Genomic DNA, 19,732 nt, shown 5'->3' with positions numbered 1-19,732 from the left:
GTCATAAATCGTTAAAAATTAACGTCACTATCAGAAGTATGCTGAATGATGAAAAACTCACTTCCCAGATAAATCGGTTACTGTTGTTAGCAGTTATCACACTTTCATCAACATCTACTTCCCGATTCATTGGGTCAGAAAGCAATAAAAACAGAGCGATTTTTTCTGATAAAGAGGCATTTCGATGATTGAAAAAATTTTGTTAGCAGACTCTGGAACTGGACATTCTGAAGAGATGCTCAAGGCTTTGATAGAACTGCCTTCGATCCAACGGGCAGCGGTCACTATCTTGCACGTCGTTCCTTCTCAAATTACCACTGAGTCCATGACTTCAAAGTGGGAAGAGGGAGGCAGGATTCTCGCTACAGCCATCCAGACTCTGAACCTAGACCCAAATCACGTTAACACCATGCTGAGGCAGGGCGATCCGAAGGATACGGTTTGCCAGGTAGCAGAAGAAATAAATGCTGATTTGATCATTATGGGTTCGCGGGGCCTAAAGCGTCTGGAATCCATTTTAGAAAATTCGGTCAGCCAATATGTTTTCCAATTGTCTTCCCGCCCAATGTTGTTGGTGAAAGACGATATTTACGTCAAGAAAATCAACCGCATCATGGTTGCAATGGACGGCTCAGAATCGGCACAACAATGCTTAAATCTGGCTTTGTTTCTGTTGCGAGATAAAAAGGGTGGGCAGTTGGTTCTGGTTCACGTCAACAAAGCTCGGACAGGTTTTGAAGAAGCCGCTAACGCTGAAAAAGATCCTGTACTTGCTCCTGCGATCGCTGCCGCTAAAAAACAAGGCATTTCTTATAAGTGTGTCACCGGAAATGGTAAAGCAGGCCCAGAAATCTGTCGTTTGGCAGAGGAATCAAATGTTGATTTGTTAATGCTGGGTTCTCCCGATCGCCGTCCTTCGATTGCCAAAGGTTTACCAGATTTGGATCGCTTGCTGGGAACCTCGCTATCCGACTACGTGCGAGTTTATGCAAATTGTCCCGTTCTCTTAGGACGCACGGCGACTACCTAAGAAACGCCAAACCTAACCCTAAAAAAATTCCCCTCGCCAGAAGGACATGGCAAGAGCCTTGTCCATACTACAGCGGGGGGATTTTGTTCGATACAGATGATTAAGGATTCTTGTTGCTTTCGCGGCTAGCAGTTTGGATGTACAGAATCAACAAGAAAACTGTGGGAACCAGCACAAACAGGATGCTGGCGACAAAACCAAGATCGTTAACTTGCATTGAACCCAGCCTCTAATTAACTTTAAAGCACCACCCTTAAGCATATCATCCGGTGTCTGTCTTGAGGAGAGTGCGATCCCAAGAAGCCAAAATAGCGATCGCATTTTCCCATGCAAGCGCGATCGCTCTCCTGGAGCAGACATTGAGGCGATCGCGCTCTCACCAATATAAAAAGCGAACCGACAGGTCGGCCCTTCGCGATCGCGCTTTATTCTGAAAGGAAAGAGAAAAGCGATCGCATATTTTACGCAACAACCTTACTCAGACTCGTCACCCAAATAAGCTTGGCGACTGTGCCGAACATGAAGAACGGCTACGACATCTTGTTCGACCACAAATAGAATGGGATATTTCCTTGGTTTTCCGACCCACAATTGCCGAATTTCACGACCAATCATCGGCGCTTCTGGTGCTGCTGTGCATCGGTTGGGTAAAGTTCTGAAACGATGCGATGCGATCTCAAGATGTTCCCTTATTTTTAGGTACGACTTTTTAGGTACGACTGGGTATGCTCACATCTAACCGGGAAGATTCCAATTTATCAAAAGATCAACCAAGAATTTCTCAAGCTAGTGCCGCTAGGAGGATAGTTCTAGGCAGTAGAGCGAGAAAACTTAAACGCAGAGGATGCAAAGGAATCGCAGAGTCCGGCAGAGAATTTATCATTGCCTTTGCGTAACTTTGCGAAATCCTTGCGATCTTTGCGTTAATAAACCTTCAATTTTTTATCGCGGCTTTGTTTTCACACTTATTGGGCCATTTACAAGAGTTTGACAAGCTAAGCGATAGGTTTCTGGCTTTTTCTTCAGTTTGCGATTTTCCACCTCAGTGCGAGGCGAAAGATTTTCCATGCCTTCCACAATTTCCACAATGCAGGTACCGCATTGACCGTAGCCCCCGCAGTTCATCATCTTTCCCCTAAAGGTATAGATATCAATGCCGTTCTGGAGGGCTTTTTCTCTTAAGTTAGCTCCATCCGCTGCGATCGCTTCTTGATTTTCATTGACAAATGTAATATTAGCCATCCGCCTTTTAACTCACCTCGCTTCTATTAACAAATCTTAAGAAATTATACAAATTTAGCAAAGCCCATCTCTACTGAAATGCCAGTGGTGTTTTGAGACACCGTAGGATCGATTTACTTTGATCACCCTATTGGGGCTGATCGAAAAGTTGACTATCTGGGAGATTGCTGATCGCCCGTTCGAGAGCTGCCAGAGAGCGATTGTAATCCAGAACCGCTGTAAGACGGTTTACTCTAGCACGAGTTAGCTCGGTTTGAGCGCTAATGACATCTGTCTGGGTACCAACGCCAGATCTAAATCGTAACTCTGCCAGACGCAAGCTTTCTTCTGCCTGGGTAACGGCAAAAAAGGCAGTTTGAATATTCTCGGCATTCGACCTTAAGTTGAAATAAGCTTGTTCCACCTCCAAGCGAATTTGGTTGCGCTGGTCGGCAAATTGAGTTTCAGCGATCGCTATGTTCGTTTCTTCCTGACTGGCTCTCGCTCTGGCGGCTCCCCCATCGTAAAAATCCCATCGGAATTGCGCCCCCAGGGTTAAACCATCGGCTGGCCCGATATCGTCATTTAATACCCCTAAAACGCTGTAGTTGGCAACGAGGTTGACTTGCGGTCTGGTTGCCGCCAGGGCAATGCGTCTTTGCTCTTGGCTGATGTTCCGTCGAGCCAAGAGCTGTTCTAGCTCAGCGCGATTCTTCACGGCGAGGATAATACTCTGTTCTAGTGTTAGATTCCATTCACCAGCGACCTCAATTTCATCTGCTGCCGCCACCTCAACGGTTTCCCCTAGACTCAACAGCCTCGTTAATTGCCTGCGGGCAATGCTCTGCTGACTCCGGCTGCGAGTGAGATCCTGCACGGCATTTGCCAGCTGCACCTGCGCCCGCAGTACGTCAAATCGCGTTCCAAGTCCAGCTTGTTCTAGCAATTGAGCATCCCGGAGACTCCTGGCAGCATCTGTCACTGCTGCTTGGGAAATCTCAGTTTGGGAATCGGCTTCTTGCAGATCGTAGTAAGCATTGCTGACATCCAGGCGTAGTTGCTCGGACTGGCGTTCTACTTCTAACTGATCGAATCGCAGCTGTTCTTCTGCCGCCCGGATACGTGCCCCGCGCCGCCCGGAGGTGTAGAGTTCGTAACTCACTTGCAGGCCGGTGTCAAAGGATGTCGAAACAGTATTATCGTCGTCATTCCCCAAGAATGGGTTTAATGGCGATGACTGTTGTCGCCGATTTTGTAGCTCAGCATTCGGGGAATCTGACCTAGTAAAATTTGATTCTACGCCGATTGTTGGAAACTCAGCCGCCCGAAATTCTCGCACGGATGCCCGCGATCGCTCTAGGGTAAGAATCGCTACTTGTAAATCCCGATTGTTGCGCCGTGCTAGCTCCAGAGCTTGTTGTAGGGTAATTCGTTGGAAGTTTTGAATTTGCACTTCCTCAGATCTGGTCGGAAATTGTAGGGGATTAGCGCTGGGGTTGAGATATTCAGGGGGTAGGCTTTCCAGCGTGGCGGGTGCTTGTGGCGATTGTGCTGGAGCCGACTGGGAAACGTCTGTCTTGCCTCCCGTTGCATTTGGAGGCCTAGCTCCATCTCGGCTAACGGCTTCCTTTAGCGTCTGGGAAGAGATTGCGGGAAGCGCTGGGGTAGGGGCAACCGACGGGGTTCCCTTACTTTCAGCGGAAGTAGGATTTGGCTGAGTAAGCGGCGGCTTTTCTTGTGCAACACTGACTTTTGCACAGCTCATGGCGATCGCTGCACTCGCACCCACAGCCATGAAACCAGTTCCTACCCAGTGAAACGGATGACTAGAATTTGGCATAAGTTTTTGAATTTGGTCTGCGCTGTTAGAAAAACTTCTTTTCTTTAGCTCAAGCACCTTAAGAAGGATACTGGGTTGCGAATGTGCTTGGCAAACGAATTTTTGTGAATTGGGGCAAGAACCTGAAAATGCAGAACCCTAAGCCTGATATTGGTGCATTCTGCCAGAAATAATTGATTTCCTTAGCCCTAAAGCAGATAGCCTCTGTATTTCCCTTGACATGGCTTTGCCATTATTTGATTGCAGTATTCGATGTCTCTCAAGTGGCGATGATTCCCGCCTCTACCTTGCTTTGCCCCGGACTTCCCAGAGAGGGTTCGCTTCGTTCAGATGCCAGTCGTTCGTTCAACCATTCGATTTCGCTTTGAATCACTGCCTTACATCTGTGCCAAACTTCTGCCTGGTAGGGTTCTGCTGGCAGCGATTCTCTTTCTTGGCTTTCCAGGCGCAGCCGACAAACCATCAAGCGATGCTCCAGCAACTTAATCCGTTTGGCAGGTTCTAAGTGACCAAAAAAGAAAAACTTGATCGTGAAGCGAGAGCGAGCATTCACCCAGCTTTCATGGGGATATTCCATCATTTTGTGCATCCATCGCTCGCGCCCTCGATCCGTAATGCTGTAAATCTTGCGGATCGAACCCGCTTCTCCTTCCTCCTCTACCAGCACTGATATTGCACCCCGTTCTTCCAGGCGCTTCAAGAGCGGATAAATAGCTCCATAGTTGACGCTGATACAACCACTCATGAACAGCTCTAGTTGCTGTTTTAGGCGGTAGCCATGTAGCGGTTCGCGTTGTAGTAAACCTAAAGTAGCTAATTCCAGCATTTATATCAATCTGATACAATTAATAGTTGCATTTGATTTTAATATATGTAGATGTTATCTGCTGTCTCTCTTTCGCAATCATCCGGCTGAGGTGGGGTGGCGATGAGCGCAAGCCGATTAAGAAAACTATATAAGCCAATCACGACGTTGTTAAAAGTCGTTTAAGTACCGCTTTGTAAGCGTAGAGCGGTTTGCTATCAAACTTAAGTAAAAGGAGAGGAAACGACAATGCCCGATCCTGATTCCCCGTCTCCAGTTCCAATTGACGCAGAACCGTCTGCGATCGCAGACGATCGTCAGGCTCTAGAAAACGATGAGTCTGCGTATCAACCAAGGAAAAGACAGCGTTGGTCTGTGGCGCTGGGAATTATCCTTTTAATTGTCGGTGCAGGTTTTGGTTGGCGGTGGTGGCATAGCCGTGCTAATGATGCACCGAATGCGACTGCTGCGGCGGCGGGTCAACCTCAAGGAGTTCCTGTCAAGCTATCAACGATAGAGACAGCGACAATTCAGGAAAGTTCCGAGTTTGTCGGTGCTTTAGAAGCGCAACGTTCAGTGGTATTAAAGCCTGAAATTGACGGACGAGTCAGTCAGATTTTTGTTGCTGAAGGCGATCGCGTTCCGGCTGGGAAGCCCTTAGTCCAACTCAGCCGCGAAAAGAGACAAGCAGAATTAGCTGGCGTCCTCCAGGCTGTTAACGCCGCCCGCGCCACCCGTGCCAATGCCGCCTCGCAAATTAAAGCCTTAGAAGCAGAACGGGCTTCTCGTGTCGCTGAAGTGGAACTACAACAGGAAAACCTCCGCCGCACTTCCACCCTCGTACAGCAAGGCGCGTTGCCCAGAGCGCAACTAGACCAAGTTACCCGCGATATCCGCGCCGCCCAAGCCGCCTTAAATGCTAGCAACCAAGGCATTCAGGCAGCTCAAGCCAGCCTTTCCGAAGCGCAAGCAGGGGTACGGCAAGCTGAAGCCAACGCCAATCTTTCCAATGAAGAACTGAAAGATGCCACAATTATCGCCCCCATCGCTGGCGTTGTCGGACTTATCCCAGTCAAGTTAGGGGACTACGTTAAGAGTGGCGATACGATTGCCACGGTTACTCAAAACCAAGCGCTAGACCTGCGGTTATCTATCCCGCTAGAACGAGGGCCAGATTTACGCTTGGGGCAGAGAGTTGAAGGGAAGGATTCTCAAGGAAAGGTGCTAGGTACAGGTCAAATTAGCTTCATTTCGCCTAGAGTAACGAGCAATTCTCAAAGCATCCAAGCAAAAGCTAGCTTTGACAATTCACAAGGACAACTGCGGGATGGACAATTTATCAAAGCTAATCTGATTTGGCAAGAACGGCCGGGAGTTTTAATCCCAACTAGCGCTATTTCTCGCTTGGGTGGAGCAACTTTTGTTTTTGTGGCGCAAACACAACAACCTCAACCAGGACAACCAGAACAATCAGGACAACCCAAACTTGTGGCTAAGCAAAAGCCCGTGAAATTGGGTCAGATCCAGAAAAATAACTATCAAGTGCTAGAAGGATTAGAACCAGGAGAAAAAGTTATCATCTCAGGCCTTCAGAATTTGTCGGATGGCGCTCCCATTCTTCCGGAGTCTAAGTAATCAGTAATGGGTAATAGGTAATGGGTAGGATAATGGAGAATCTTCTCCAGAAATCTCTAATATCTAATACTTAATACCCACTAATTACCAATTACCAATTACCAACAATATGTTTGCCGATTTCTTCATTAAGCGACCAGTCTTTGCTACAGTCTGCGCCATAGTTATTTTGCTAGTGGGAGGAATTAGTATTCCTACTCTACCTATCGCCCAGTTTCCAGAAATTAGCCCGACTCAAATCAACGTTACGGCTAACTACAGCGGAGCTAGTGCTGAAGTCGTAGAAAACGCTGTGACCAACATTTTAGAAAGGCAAATTAATGGAGTCGAGGGATTAAAATATCTGAGTTCGAGCAGCAGTAACGATGGCACCAGTACAATTACAGCTACCTTTGACTCATCCCGGAACAAAGATATCGCCGCAGTCGATATTCAAAATAGAGTTTCCGTCGCCCAACCGCAGCTACCACAAGCCGTACAACAAACTGGGGTCACGGTAACAAAACAGTCCAGCAACATCCTCTTAGCAATTGGTTTGTACGCCGAAAATAAAGAGTACGACAACATATTTTTAAGCAATTACGCAGACCTCTATTTAACAGATTCTCTGAAAAGATTAAAGGGCGTTGGTGACGTGCAAATTTTCGGTGAACGCCGATATTCTATGCGTTTATGGCTAGACCCGAATCGGCTTGCTAGTCGTAGTTTAACGGCTCAAGATGTAGTCAACGCACTCCAAGAACAGAACTTACAAGTCGGTGCTGGGCGAATCGGTCAGGAACCTGCTCCAGAAGGGCAAATGTATCAAATTGACCTGCGTGCAGTCAGCCGGCTGACAGAAGCTTCTGAATTTGAGGAAATTGTCTTAAAAACGGATACTGACGGCACGCTTGTCAAACTTAAGGATGTGGGGAGAGCAGAATTAGGAGCGGAAAATTACAGCTCTTTTCTGCGATTTCGAGGCAATGATGCTGTAGGTTTGGGTATTTTTCAGCTTCCCGGTAGTAATGCTTTGGATGTTGCTAGAGCAGTGAAAGCAGAAATGGCAAAACTGGCTACCCGCTTTCCGCCTGGTTTGCAATATCGGGTGGCGTTTGACACAACTTTGTATGTTGAACAATCGCTCAAGGAAGTAGTTAAAACACTATTTGAAGCGATTGTTTTGGTCGTCTTAGTTATCTTTGTTTTTTTGCAAGATTGGCGAACAACTTTGATTCCAGCAGTGACAATTCCCATTTCCTTGATAGGAACTTTTGCTTTTATCAAGGTATTCGGGTTTTCGATTAATAGCTTGTCTCTGTTTGGTATTACATTAGCTACTGGCTTGGTGGTTGATGATGCGATCGTTGTAGTTGAGGATATCGATCGCTTGATCCAGCAAAAGGGGATGACTCCTCGTGCAGCTGCAAGTGAAGCGATGCGGGAACTTTTTAGCGCCTTAATTGCAACTTCACTGGTGCTAATGGCGGTGTTTGTTCCAGTTGCATTTTTTCCCGGAACAACGGGAGCGCTGTACAAGCAATTTGCATTAACAATTGCTTTTTCAGTTGCTATTTCTACCTTTATTGCTATTACATTGACTCCATCTCTTTCAGCTTTGTTATTGCGTCAGGGACAAAAGCCTGGAGGATGGCTTGGCTGGATTTTTGACCGAATTAATGGAGCGATCGACTGGACGCGGCGAGGATACAAGCGATCGCTTAACTTCCTGACACGCTTTCGAGGCTTCGTCGTCGGGTTGTTTATCGTTTCTTTGGGAATAACTGCTTGGCTTTATCTGAGCGTACCTACAGCGTTTCTTCCCGAAGAAGATCAGGGTTATTTCATCACGCTTGTCCAAGGGCCAGAAGGCGTTTCCCTGCAATATACAGGCGAAGTTATGGACAAGGTAGAAAAAGAAATTCTTAAAAACCCTGAAGTAGTCGGAACTTTCGTAGTAGGTGGCTTTAGTTTTAGCGGTAATACTTCTAACAATGGGATTATATTTACTACTCTCAAACCTTGGGAAGAACGCCATAAAAAAGAGCAGTCAGTGCAAGCGATTATTGGCAGTTTATTTGGTACGCTATCAGGTATCACCGAAGCAAGAGTCTTCCCCGTTAATCCTCCATCAATTCAAGGTTTGGGCAGTTTTGGCGGCTTCCAATATCAGTTGCAAGACCAACGCGGTAATAGTCCCTTAGAGTCTTTGGTTCAGTCAATGGGTCAACTATTAGGTCGTGCTAACCAGACACCTGGATTGCAACAAGTGTTTAGCACTTTTGCTGCAAATACGCCACAGCTACTAATCGAAGTTGACCGCAACAAAGCTAAGGCGTTGCAAGTTTCGGTAGACGACATTTTTAATACACTGCAAACATTCTTGGGTTCGCAATATGTAAATGATTTCAATTTACAGCAAAGAAATTATCGGGTGTACGTGCAAGCAGACAAACAGTTTCGCTCTAACCCGGAAAATATTGGTAATCTGTACGTCCGCTCCCAACAAAATCAGATGATTCCTTTGAGCAATTTGGTAAAAGTTACTCCAACGACTGGAGCGCAAACTATTAATCACTACAATCTATATCGCTCCATTGAAATCACTGGTTCTGCTGCTCCTGGCTATAGCTCAGGACAAGCAATTAAGACAATGGAGGAGGTATCCAAAGAGGTTTTACCAGTTGGTTTAGGTTATGAATGGTCGGGGACTTCACTAGAAGAAATTGAGTCTGGCGGTCAAGCACCAATAATTTTTGGTTTGGGACTTATTTTTGTGTTCTTGGTGCTGGCTGCTCAGTATGAAAATTATGTTGACCCCTTCATTATTCTGCTTTCAGTTCCGCTGGCAATTTTAGGGGCATTGTTAGCTCAATCGATGCGCGGGTTGTCTAATGATGTTTATTGCCAAATTGGTCTAGTAATGTTGATTGGTTTGGCTAGTAAAAATGCAATTTTAATTGTAGAATTTGCCAACCAACTCCGAGAAAGCGGGATGTCAGCAACCAAGGCGGTGGTTGAAGCTTCCCAAGAGCGTTTGCGACCAATTCTGATGACTACTTTCGCCTTTGTCTTGGGTATTGCTCCTCTGGTAAATCCCGAAGGAGCAGGAGCCGCCAGCCGACGTTCTCTAGGAACTGCGATCGCAGGCGGTACCATTGTCTCCACTGTCTTAAGTTTATTCATTGTGCCAGTTCTGTATATCGTAATTGTGACGGCACGCGATCGCTTAAAAGGTGGTGGAAAAAAACCCGGTGGAAAGTCTAAACTAACTAAAAAACCAGAACCGAGTCGAGAAGCTGATATTTTGCACCATCACTAAGCGCACAAATTCAAACTGGCGATCCTTTCTGGATCGCCAGTTCTGAGGGAATTTTATTCCCAACTCCAATTTTGCACTGTTATCTTTTCTAGCGTTAGGGAAGCTCTGCGCGATCGCCCTACATTAACGATCCTCAAGCTCCCTATCTGCCTGATTAGGATGCGACCTTCGCAGTCGAACGGCGGCGGCGTCTTCCCGCAGCCTTCGCAGGTGGCTCTTCTTCCGGAGTTTGCAGTAAGAAGACGAGCAACGGGCGAGAAGACTGGAATTCGCGGCGGATCAATCGCTGGAGGGCAGACTCCATTTGAGTTTGCAGCCCTATCCAGTCAACTTCTAAAAGTTCATCATCCAAGGTGCGGGCGAATTCTGACCAGCGATCGCTCAAAAGAGATTCTAGGGTTTCGCGGACAATTCCCTGTAGGTGATCGCGTTCCATTGATGTCACGACACCGCGCAGGTGAACTTCCGGCTTAGCACTCAGTTTGCCTTCCCAGTTCACTGCCGCTGCAATCGTGACTATTCCATCCTCAGCCAACTGCTGCCGTTCCTTCAGCACATTGGCTTTCACCACGCCAGAATTATCTACCAGCTCAATGCCAGAAGGAACTTTACCTTTGACGCGGATGCCATCTTCCGACACCTCCACGACATCCCCATTGTCAATAATCACCATATTTTCCGCAGGGATGCTCATGCTCTGGGCAGTCTTGGAGTGCTGAATCAACATCCGATGCTCGCCGTGAACTGGCAAGAAGAATTTCGGACGAGTCAGGGCAATCATCAGCTTTTGGTCTTCCTGACAACCGTGACCGGAAACGTGAATCCCCTTATCACGACCATAGATGACATTCGCACCTTGCATCATCAGCTTATCAATGGTGTTAACCACAGCAACGGTATTTCCCGGAATCGGGTTTGCCGAGAAGATCACCGTATCGCCCTTACGAACTTTAATTTGCCGGTGTTCGCCGTTGGCAATCCGCGTCATTGCTGACATTGGCTCCCCCTGCGAACCTGTAGTTAGAATGAGCACTTTGTCTTCAGGCAGCTGATGAATTGACTGCAAAGGTTGGAAGAGATTGTCCGAACACTTGATATAACCCAAATTGCGTGCTTGGGCAATCACATTCAGCATCGAACGACCCACAACGGATACCACTCGTCCCTGTTTTTGGGCGATTTCCAGAACCATGTTAATCCGGTGGACGGACGAAGCGAAAGTCGTCAATAGCACCCGTCCCTTCGCTTGACTGATAAAGCGGTCAAGATTGGGATAAACTGAGCGCTCAGAAGGGGTAAACCCTGGTACTTCCGAGTTTGTAGAGTCGCTAATCAGGCATAAAACGCCCTTTTCGCCGTATTCAGCCAGCCTCTGTAAATCAAAAAACTCGCCATCTACGGGGGTATGGTCAATCTTAAAGTCACCCGTATGGATGACGACGCCAGCTGGAGTATGGATAGCGACGGTGAAGCTATCCGCGATGGAGTGAGTGTTGCGGATAAATTCGACGAAGAAGGAAGCGCCTATTCGCACCATGTCGCGGGGCCCTACCCGTTTGAGCGTGGTGCGGTTTAAAACGCCCGCTTCTTCTAACTTGCCTTCTAGCAACGCCATTGCAAGGCGGGGACCATAGATGACTGGAATATCAAATTGTTTGAGGTGATATGCAATTCCCCCAATGTGGTCTTCATGACCGTGGGTGACGATCATGCCCTTAATCTTGTGGCGATTTTCTCGCAGATAAGTCATATCGGGCAGGACGATATTGACGCCGTGCATGGAATCGCTAGGGAAAGCCAATCCAGCATCTAATAGAACAATTTCGTCGTTGTATTCAAAAACACAAGTATTCTTTCCAATTTCATGCAGACCGCCCAGGGGAATCACTTTCAGGGCGGGTGCGGATGATTCGTTCTTATTTAGGATGGGTGCGGATGATTCGTTCTTATTCAGGATGGGTGCAGATACTTCGTTCTTAGTCATTTGTTTCCTTCTATTAAGTCAATCAATGTCAATCAATACAAAATCGTTGAAAATTTGCATAAGATAGGGCAGCTTTGGCACGTAAAAAGCCCCAAGTAAAAAGAGAAGGTTGTGTCTTTGGTCTTTTTACTTTGTCTTTTTTTGCCGCTTGCCTTTTTACTCTTGCCTTTGTGGACGTATTCAGTTTTCCAAAAAACCGTCGCCTTACATCAAAGCCATCTGAGTCATTACAGCCTCTACCATTTGCCTATCTGACTCTGAGAGATGGCACAGTGGTGGACGAGTGGCACCTACATCCCAACCTTGCAGTTGTAGAGCCGCTTTGACGGGAATAGGATTGGTTGAACAAAACAAAACTTTAAATAAGGGAAAAAGTTTCAGGTGAATCTCGGTTGCTACCTGAGGTTGACCGTTTTCAAAGGCTTGGATCATCTGTTGGAGCTGAGTCCCTACCAGATGGCTGGCAACGCTAATAACTCCAGCAGCCCCAATGGCTAATAAAGGCAGCGTCAGGGAATCATCCCCAGCGTATATCTGAAACTCCGCGGGGGTGGCGCGTCGAATTTGACTCGCTTGGTCTAAGTTGCCACTGGCCTCCTTGATTGCCACAATACTCGGAATCTCTGCTAAACGAGTCACGGTTTCTGGCTGGAGATTCTGTCCGGTGCGACCGGGTATGTTGTAGAGGATCAGGGGCAGGTCTGGGCAGGATTGGGCGACGCGGAGGAAGTGCTGATACAACCCTTCTTGCGGGGGCTTGTTGTAGTAGGGAACAACTTGTAAAGATCCATCTAATCCTAGTTTAGCGGCTTTTTCGGTGGCTGCGATCGCTTCTTTGGTTGAATTTGACCCCGTACCTGCGATTACCTTCGCTTTGCCAGCTACCGCCCGCTGCACTACCTGAAATAACTCGTATTCCTCATCCCAAGTTAGCGTCGGAGATTCCCCCGTCGTGCCGCATACTACTAAGGCATCGCTGCCATTTTGAGCCAAATGAGCCGCCAGTTGCTCTGCAACAGCGTAATTCACACTGCCATCTTCTTTAAACGGCGTCACCATTGCGGTGAGAACGCGCCCAAAATTTACCACACTCTTTGAACTCCTCCCTGTTTTCGTGATTAGTTTTGTGATGGGTTGTTTGTTGGTAGGGGTACACAACGACTGTGCCCCCTACTGTTGTAAATCGCTTAAAAAACTATTTAGAAAAAGCTGGGGTTGTTGGTTTCAGTAGATGCCGTTCTACCAATAATTCGGCAATCTGGATGGCATTAAGAGCCGCTCCCTTGCGAATTTGGTCTCCACTCAGCCACAGTTCTAACCCACAAGGATGAGAAATATCTTGCCGAATCCGACCCACTAACACTTCATCCCGACCGCTGGCTTCAATAGGCATCGGGAAATAATTGGTCTGCCAGTTTTCGACCAACTTAACGCCAGGAGCATTCGCTAACACTTCCTTTGCCTTTGCTACCGGGAAGGGTTGCTCAAATTCTAGGTTAATCGCTTCTGAATGGGCGCGGAGTACGGGAACCCGCACGCAGGTTGCTGTCACTCGCAGATCGGGCGCACCGAAAATTTTGCGCGTCTCGTTAAGCATTTTCAGCTCTTCCTCACAATAACCCAGATCGGTCATCGGGGAATTATGGGGAAACAAATTAAACGCTAAGGTGTAGGGAAAAATGCCTGGTTTCGGGTCTTCTCCCCGTAAAATTGCTGAAGTGTGGGTTTTTACTTCTTCCATTGCCCTCGCACCCGCACCGCTTGCCGATTGGTACGTAGCGGCAACAATGCGTTTGACTGGCTGCACTTGATGCAGGGGCCAAACCGCCACTGCCAACAAAATCGTCGTGCAGTTGGGATTGGCAATGATTCCTTGATGAGTTGCTGCTGCTTCTGGATTTACCTCTGGAACCACGAGAGGCACCCCAGGATCGAGTCGAAAGGCGCTGGAGTTATCAATCACCACTGCCCCAGCGTCTACTGCTTTCGATGCCCAAGCTTTAGAAGTAGACCCACCGGCAGAAGCTAGCACGACATCCACATTATCAAACGAGCGATCGCCCACTGCCTCTACAGGCAAATCTTCGCCTAAAAATTGCAAAGTTCGACCGGCGGAACGGGGAGAAGCCAAGAGTTTCAACTCAGCAACCGGAAAGTTACGGGATTCTAGGAGTTCTAGCAACTCCGTACCCACCGCACCCGTTGCTCCCAGAATGGCAACGCGATAGGAATCAGACAAAGATGGTTCCTCCTCTTGAATACATAGTAGGTGTCAAAAGCTTTAATGAGAGTGAGCCAAAACAGTTAAATATTTTTTTTCGTGAAATTTGAGCTTGTACGGGAAGACGCTTTTTATTGACTGTTGCTTGTTATATAACGAATATCTCTAAAGAAATTTTACACAGCTTAGCACCGACTTTGTCGAAGTTTCCAGTCCCGAACAAGCTAAATTGAATTCGCAACAGAGCGATGGCTTAGTCAATGTACTATCATCAAATATGTCAACGAGAGGGATAGGTAAGGTTTTATTTACCAAAGCTCCAACTGTTGCAAAACTAGGATATCACGGGGTTGAGACAGAAATTGTATCCATTTGGCTTGAACCGACCATCCGAAAACGTCTGCAATACCCGCCCTCTCGAATTGTTATCAACCTTGTCGCTCTGAGTTTTGAGAGAAGTTAACTGATGAAAGTTACCCAGGAAAAGCTTCCCGCCAGCAAGATTGGCTTGGAAATTGAAATTCCAGCCGATATGTCAAAAAATGCCTACGAGCAGGTGATTCAAAAGCTCGCACGCTCAGCCAATATTCCTGGGTTTCGCAAAGGAAAGGTGCCTCGCCAGATCCTGCTACAGCAACTGGGAACGACCCGAATTAAAGCAACTGCTTTGGAAGAACTGATTCAAGATGGTCTCCAGCAGGCTCTCAAGCAAGAAGCAATTGAGGCGCTTGGTAACTATGAGCTGCGTTCTGACTTCGAGGAATTAGTCAGCCAGTTTAAACCTGGAGAACCTATCACTTTCTTAGCTGCGGTAGATGTCCAACCGCAGGTGCAGCTAAGCGATTACAACAACCTCTCTATCACAGCCGAAGAAGTCCCCTATGACTCCAGTGCGATAGAGAAGTTTTTAGAAGAGCGTCGCGTCGAGCAAGCTACGTTAATTCCAGTGGCAGGTCGTCCGGCACAGATGGGAGATGTGGCGGTAGTCGATTATACCAGCCGCTTTGTCAGCGAACAAGAAGATGAAGCACAGGAAGAAATTAGTGGGGGTCAGGCAGAAGACGCTCAAATAGAGCTGTTAGAAGGGCGGTTCTTGAGGGAATTTATCGATGGGATTGTGGGAATGAATCCCGGAGACAGCAAAGAAGTAGAAGTAAAGTTTCCGGAAGATTATCGCCAAGATTTAGCCGGTCGCACAGCGATGTTTACCATCACGCTCAAAGACCTCAAGGAAAAAGAGTTACCGGCGGTGGATGATGACTTTGCCCAAGAAGTCAGCGAGTTTGAAACCCTGGCTGAATTGCAAGCTGACTTAGAGAAGAAATTCCGAGAGAAGGCCGATCAAGAAATGTCAGCCAATAAAGAGCAAGCACTTGTCAAGGAACTTTTGAAAAGAGTTGAAATTGACCTGCCGGAAACCCTGATTCAGCGGGAAGTTGAAACCATGCTTCGTCAAACCATCATCCAGATGGGGCAGATGGGGATGGATGTCAAGAAAGTGTTTACTCCCGACATGGTAAAACAAATGGGCGTGCGATCGCGTCCGGAAGCCATCGAGCGGATCAAACAAACTCTGGCACTTGAGGAGATTGCTCAGCGCGAATCCCTCAAAACCGAGCCGCAAGAGGTGACAGACAGAGTCAATGAGCTACTCCAGCAGTTCCCCGATCAAGAGATCGACCTAGAACGGTTGCGTACCATTGTCGAAGGCGATTTGCTCAAAGAAAAAGCGATTAAGTGGCTGGAAGAACACGCCACGATTGAACTGGTTCCCCAAGGCTCTCTCGCACCTGAGGAGACGGAGGAACAGGCTGAAACAAACACTCCAGAAGCAATAGAAGCGGCACAAGCGGAAGATTCGGAAGTAGAAGCAACCGCTACTGAATCCGTACTAGAAGCTGAGGTGTCTGAGGTTGAATAAACCTTGTGTCGGGGCAATTTAAAAATTGCCCCAACATCTGCACACGCAGTCCTGAATGGTCAAATACAGCGGATTCGGATATAACGGAAGTATGTGGTGACAAGCCACTCGCCAGTTCACCTGATAGTGCAGCGTTTAAATATAAGTTTCGCTCGTTATGGATTTATCTCTGTCCCGGAATTACGAAATCACAAACCTAAGGAAGAGTAATATTTACTCGCAACTCCCCAGCAACGTCGTCCCTATGGTGGTGGAACAGTCCGGAATGGGGGAACGGGCGTTTGATATCTACTCGCGGCTGTTGCGAGAGCGCATCGTTTTCTTGGGGACGCCGGTTGATGATAATGTGGCTGACTCGATTGTGGCTCAGATGCTCTTTTTAGACGCCGAAGATCCAGAAAAAGATATTCAGCTATACATCAACTCCCCCGGTGGCTCAGTGACAGCTGGGATGGCGATCTATGACACGATGCAACAAATACGCCCTGATGTTGCTACCATATGCTATGGTTTAGCAGCCAGTATGGGTGCGTTTTTGCTAGCAGGTGGAGCGCAGGGTAAGCGTATGGCTTTGCCCAGTTCCAGGATTATGATTCACCAGCCCCTGGGAGGCGCTCAGGGACAAGCGGTTGATATAGAAATTCAAGCAAGAGAAATTCTCTATCATAAGCAAAAGCTGAACGAGCTACTAGCTCAAAATACTGGTCAGCCGTTTGATAAAATTTCGGCAGATACCGAACGCGACTTCTTCATGTCATCTGCTGAAGCAAAAGATTACGGTTTGATCGATCAGGTCATCTCCAGACAGAACCTTCCCCACTCGGAAGCAACTGTTACTTCACTCAGGTAAGAGGCAAGTATGTCTAAGTACGACTCCCATCTAAAATGCTCATTTTGCGGCAAGTCCCAAGAACAGGTACGCAAGTTAATTGCAGGGCCGGGAGTCTACATCTGTGATGAATGCGTTGACCTATGTAATGAAATTTTAGATGAGGAGTTGCTGGACTCTGGGGCACCCGCACCCCAACCAGTACCTCGCGCCGAACCTCCCCAGAAGCGTCGAACCCGTTCGGGGAATATTTCTTTAAGTCAAATTCCCAAACCGAGAGAACTGAAAAAGTATCTCGATGAACACGTCATTGGTCAGGATGAAGCCAAAAAAGTGCTTTCTGTAGCGGTGTACAACCACTACAAGCGCCTGAGTTTTATCCAGTCTAAAGGCAGTGGCAAAGGTGGGCAGGAAGATCAAGTAGAGCTGCAAAAATCTAACATTCTTCTGATTGGCCCGACGGGATGCGGAAAAACCCTGCTAGCGCAAACGCTGGCGAGTATTCTGGATGTACCCTTTGCAGTAGCAGATGCTACCACGCTTACAGAAGCGGGGTATGTGGGGGAGGATGTAGAAAATATCCTACTGCGACTGCTACAGGTGGCAGATCTCGACGTTGAGGAAGCCCAGCGGGGGATTATTTACATAGATGAAATTGATAAGATTGCCCGAAAGAGCGAGAACCCCTCAATTACGCGGGATGTTTCCGGTGAGGGCGTTCAGCAAGCTTTGCTGAAGATGTTGGAAGGGACGATTGCGAATGTGCCGCCGCAGGGTGGACGCAAGCATCCCTACCAGGACTGCATCCAGATTGACACCAGCAACATCATGTTTATTTGTGGTGGTGCTTTTGTTGGGCTGGAAAAAGTAGTAGAGCAGAGAACTGGTAAAAAGTCAATAGGCTTTGTCCAAGGTGGCGAAGGTCAACCGCGAGAAAAGCGGACAGCTGATATTGTGAGGAACCTGGAGCCGGACGACTTGGTGAAGTTTGGGATGATCCCAGAGTTTATCGGTCGGGTGCCTGTGGTGGCGGTCGTCGATCCGCTGGATGAAGAGGCGCTAATGGCAATTCTGACAGAGCCTCGGAATGCTTTGGCGAAGCAGTATCAGAAGCTGCTGAAGATGGATAACGTGCAACTGGAGTTCAAGCCGGATGCGCTGCGAGCGATCGCGCAAGAAGCGTATCGGCGGAAAACAGGCGCACGAGCGCTGCGAGGCATTGTTGAAGAACTGATGTTGGATGTGATGTATGAGTTGCCGTCCCGCAAGGATGTGACTCGCTGCATGATTACGCGGGAAATGGTCGAGAAGCGATCGACTGCCGAACTCATCGTACATCCCTCCTCGATGCCAAAGCCCGAATCTGCCTAAAGCTTGTATTCGCCCTAGGGACAAAAAAGCTGAAAATAATATAGAAACCCGTTTTCTTTCTCGAAGACGGGTTTTTTACATAATAAGCATCACTCAAAACTCAAAAATTTCAACATGGCTCATATTCAAGTTCGCGGCATCGCCCATTATTACGAGTGGATTAAGACACCCAGCGAGGAAGGTAAAAATAAGCCGGTGATGGTCTTCGTACACGGCTGGGGGGGGTCTTCTCGATACTGGGAAAGTCCTGCAAAAGGCCTTTCAGATACGTTTGACTGTTTGCTGTACGATATGCGAGGATTCGGGCGATCGCGTAAACTTTCGCCTGTGGGGAACGGTAGCGCCTTAGCAGAAGAAATCTCGTCTCCACTAGCAGACGAACCTGCGACAGCGGAAGAGTTTACTTACGAAATGGAAGAATACGCAGATGACCTAGCAAGCTTATTAGATGCCTTAGAACTGGAGCGCGTATACATCAATGCTCATTCTATGGGCGCATCTGTCGGCGTCTTTTTTCTAAACAGCTACCCAGAACGAGTATTCAAGGCAATCTTAACCTGTAGCGGCGTTTTTGAATACGACGAAAAATCATTTAAAGCCTTTCATAAATTTGGCGGTTACGTCGTCAAATTCCGTCCCCGTTGGCTGTATCAACTTCCGTTTGTTGACCGAATGTTTATGGCGCGATTCTTGCATCGCCCGCTACCCGGTGCTATCAGTCGTGCTTTCTTAGATGACTTTCTCATGGCAGATTACCAAGCTGCTGTAGGCACCATGATTACCTCAGTTAGCGAAAAAGCTTCTGAAGTGATGCCTAATGAGTTCGTCAAGCTTACCGTTCCAACACTTTTAGTTGCTGGCGAATACGACATTATCATTCCCGCAGCAATGGGGCGACAAGCAGCAGGATTAAGTGAGAAAGTCGAGTATGTTGAGATTCCCGATACCGCTCACTTCCCCATGCTAGAGGCACCGGAAGCTTACCTGAAGGTAGTGCGAGAGTTTCTGGGAACCCCAGCTTTAAATGAATAGAACACGCATTCTGTCTTTTTGGCGATCGCAGGAGATGATTTTGAACAGTTTACCTTAATTTTCAAACTGCATTCTACTGTGCCATTCGCTCTGCCATGCGAGACTTGAACGCTTCCATTAGCTCTGGTGTAGCCTCAGTCGCTTGCCACGTCTCTCGTGCGATTAGGCGATCGCACCAAGCACTCAGCTTTGGATAGTCACTCAAGGATACGCCCCCTCTCGGCAACCAGGGTATTACACTTCCAGCAACAACCTCGGCTAGAGTTAGGTTTGGACTACCAAAGTAAGAGCGATCGCCAGCATGAGAAAACCTCACAGCTTTATGAGTAGGGCTGGCATTGCCAATCTTACACCCTATACTCAATTGAATTTTTATAAAAGTGTCTCAACACTGACGTTTCAATTCAGGAGAGCCAAAATTATTGCCTGTGCCAGTTGAAAGAGCGCGTGTGTAGGTTGAAAATTCACAGCAGGTTGTACTTCATTACGTCGCAACCTGCTGTAGTTGCTGATAAAAACTACTTTCTTCCTAGTATTAGATT

17 protein-coding genes are annotated in these 19,732 nt (G+C 47.5%); 8 read left to right on the top strand and 9 right to left on the bottom strand.

Annotation, left to right across the window (positions count from 1 at the left end; genetic code table 11):
* The first annotated feature begins 184 nt into the window (after window positions 1–184).
* Complete coding sequence (locus tag NDI34_RS01985) at window positions 185–1,030, top strand: universal stress protein (RefSeq protein WP_190414684.1); 846 nt, start codon at window positions 185–187, stop codon at window positions 1,028–1,030.
* 100 nt (window positions 1,031–1,130) lie between these two features.
* On the opposite strand, the gene psbM is transcribed toward NDI34_RS01985, so the two are convergent.
* Window positions 1,131–1,247, bottom strand: a complete 117-nt coding sequence (psbM, locus tag NDI34_RS01980; protein WP_190414683.1) for a photosystem II reaction center protein PsbM — start codon at window positions 1,245–1,247, stop codon at window positions 1,131–1,133.
* A 70-nt stretch (window positions 1,248–1,317) separates the two neighbouring features.
* Between psbM and NDI34_RS01975 the strand changes: the two genes are divergently transcribed.
* Window positions 1,318–1,464, top strand: a complete 147-nt coding sequence (locus NDI34_RS01975; RefSeq protein ID WP_348231694.1) for a hypothetical protein — start codon at window positions 1,318–1,320, stop codon at window positions 1,462–1,464.
* 40 nt (window positions 1,465–1,504) lie between these two features.
* Here the strand turns inward: NDI34_RS01975 and NDI34_RS01970 are convergent, their stop codons facing one another.
* From NDI34_RS01970 to NDI34_RS01955, 4 genes are all read right to left on the bottom strand, one after another.
* Window positions 1,505–1,645, bottom strand: a complete 141-nt coding sequence (locus tag NDI34_RS01970) for a hypothetical protein (protein ID WP_190528176.1) — start codon at window positions 1,643–1,645, stop codon at window positions 1,505–1,507.
* Window positions 1,646–1,972: 327 nt separating this feature from the next.
* Entirely contained in the window at window positions 1,973–2,272 is a 300-nt protein-coding gene (locus NDI34_RS01965; protein WP_348231693.1) for a 2Fe-2S iron-sulfur cluster-binding protein, read from the bottom strand.
* Between the two features lie 127 nt (window positions 2,273–2,399).
* Window positions 2,400–4,091, bottom strand: coding sequence for a TolC family protein (locus NDI34_RS01960; protein WP_348231692.1), 1,692 nt, complete (start codon window positions 4,089–4,091; stop codon window positions 2,400–2,402).
* A 259-nt stretch (window positions 4,092–4,350) separates the two neighbouring features.
* Entirely contained in the window at window positions 4,351–4,917 is a 567-nt protein-coding gene (locus NDI34_RS01955; RefSeq protein WP_348231691.1) for a PadR family transcriptional regulator, read from the bottom strand.
* 228 nt (window positions 4,918–5,145) lie between these two features.
* Between NDI34_RS01955 and NDI34_RS01950 the strand changes: the two genes are divergently transcribed.
* Together NDI34_RS01950 and NDI34_RS01945 are read left to right on the top strand one after the other, a co-directional pair.
* Complete coding sequence (locus NDI34_RS01950; RefSeq protein ID WP_190429053.1) at window positions 5,146–6,531, top strand: efflux RND transporter periplasmic adaptor subunit; 1,386 nt, start codon at window positions 5,146–5,148, stop codon at window positions 6,529–6,531.
* A 109-nt stretch (window positions 6,532–6,640) separates the two neighbouring features.
* Complete coding sequence (locus NDI34_RS01945; RefSeq protein WP_348231690.1) at window positions 6,641–9,832, top strand: efflux RND transporter permease subunit; 3,192 nt, start codon at window positions 6,641–6,643, stop codon at window positions 9,830–9,832.
* A 154-nt stretch (window positions 9,833–9,986) separates the two neighbouring features.
* On the opposite strand, the gene NDI34_RS01940 is transcribed toward NDI34_RS01945, so the two are convergent.
* The 3 genes from NDI34_RS01940 to NDI34_RS01930 form a co-directional block, all read right to left on the bottom strand.
* Window positions 9,987–11,816 carry a ribonuclease J gene (locus NDI34_RS01940; protein WP_348231689.1) on the bottom strand — a complete coding sequence of 610 codons (1,830 nt, stop codon included), beginning with the start codon at window positions 11,814–11,816 and terminating at the stop codon, window positions 9,987–9,989.
* Window positions 11,817–12,020: 204 nt separating this feature from the next.
* On the bottom strand, window positions 12,021–12,905 hold the full coding sequence (gene dapA / locus NDI34_RS01935; RefSeq protein WP_190434099.1) for a 4-hydroxy-tetrahydrodipicolinate synthase: 885 nt from the start codon (window positions 12,903–12,905) through the stop codon (window positions 12,021–12,023).
* Between the two features lie 106 nt (window positions 12,906–13,011).
* Window positions 13,012–14,055 carry an aspartate-semialdehyde dehydrogenase gene (locus NDI34_RS01930; RefSeq protein WP_190414675.1) on the bottom strand — a complete coding sequence of 348 codons (1,044 nt, stop codon included), beginning with the start codon at window positions 14,053–14,055 and terminating at the stop codon, window positions 13,012–13,014.
* Window positions 14,056–14,503: 448 nt separating this feature from the next.
* Here NDI34_RS01930 and tig point away from each other — a divergent pair, with 448 nt between their 5' ends.
* From tig to NDI34_RS01910, 4 genes are all read left to right on the top strand, one after another.
* The gene (gene tig, locus NDI34_RS01925) at window positions 14,504–15,958 is read left to right on the top strand and encodes a trigger factor (protein ID WP_190414674.1); all 1,455 of its coding nucleotides are present in this window, start codon (window positions 14,504–14,506) and stop codon (window positions 15,956–15,958) included.
* A 157-nt stretch (window positions 15,959–16,115) separates the two neighbouring features.
* A complete protein-coding gene (gene clpP / locus NDI34_RS01920; protein WP_190414673.1) occupies window positions 16,116–16,808 on the top strand; it encodes an ATP-dependent Clp endopeptidase proteolytic subunit ClpP in 693 nt (230 codons plus the stop codon).
* Window positions 16,809–16,817: 9 nt separating this feature from the next.
* The gene (clpX, locus tag NDI34_RS01915) at window positions 16,818–18,158 is read left to right on the top strand and encodes an ATP-dependent protease ATP-binding subunit ClpX (protein WP_190414672.1); all 1,341 of its coding nucleotides are present in this window, start codon (window positions 16,818–16,820) and stop codon (window positions 18,156–18,158) included.
* Window positions 18,159–18,272: 114 nt separating this feature from the next.
* On the top strand, window positions 18,273–19,190 hold the full coding sequence (locus NDI34_RS01910; protein WP_190536534.1) for an alpha/beta hydrolase: 918 nt from the start codon (window positions 18,273–18,275) through the stop codon (window positions 19,188–19,190).
* A 73-nt stretch (window positions 19,191–19,263) separates the two neighbouring features.
* Here NDI34_RS01910 and NDI34_RS01905 read toward each other — a convergent pair whose 3' ends face one another.
* Window positions 19,264–19,554 (bottom strand): glutathione binding-like protein, encoded by a 291-nt coding sequence (locus NDI34_RS01905; protein ID WP_199291947.1) that lies wholly within the window; start codon window positions 19,552–19,554, stop codon window positions 19,264–19,266.
* Window positions 19,555–19,732 lie beyond the last annotated feature (178 nt).

The sequence above is a fragment of the Trichocoleus sp. DQ-U1 genome (genome assembly GCF_039961925.1).
Classification (GTDB): Bacteria; Cyanobacteriota; Cyanobacteriia; order Cyanobacteriales; family FACHB-T130; genus FACHB-T130.
Note: the sequence above shows the minus strand (reverse complement) of the source record. Positions and strands in the feature narration are given on the sequence as shown.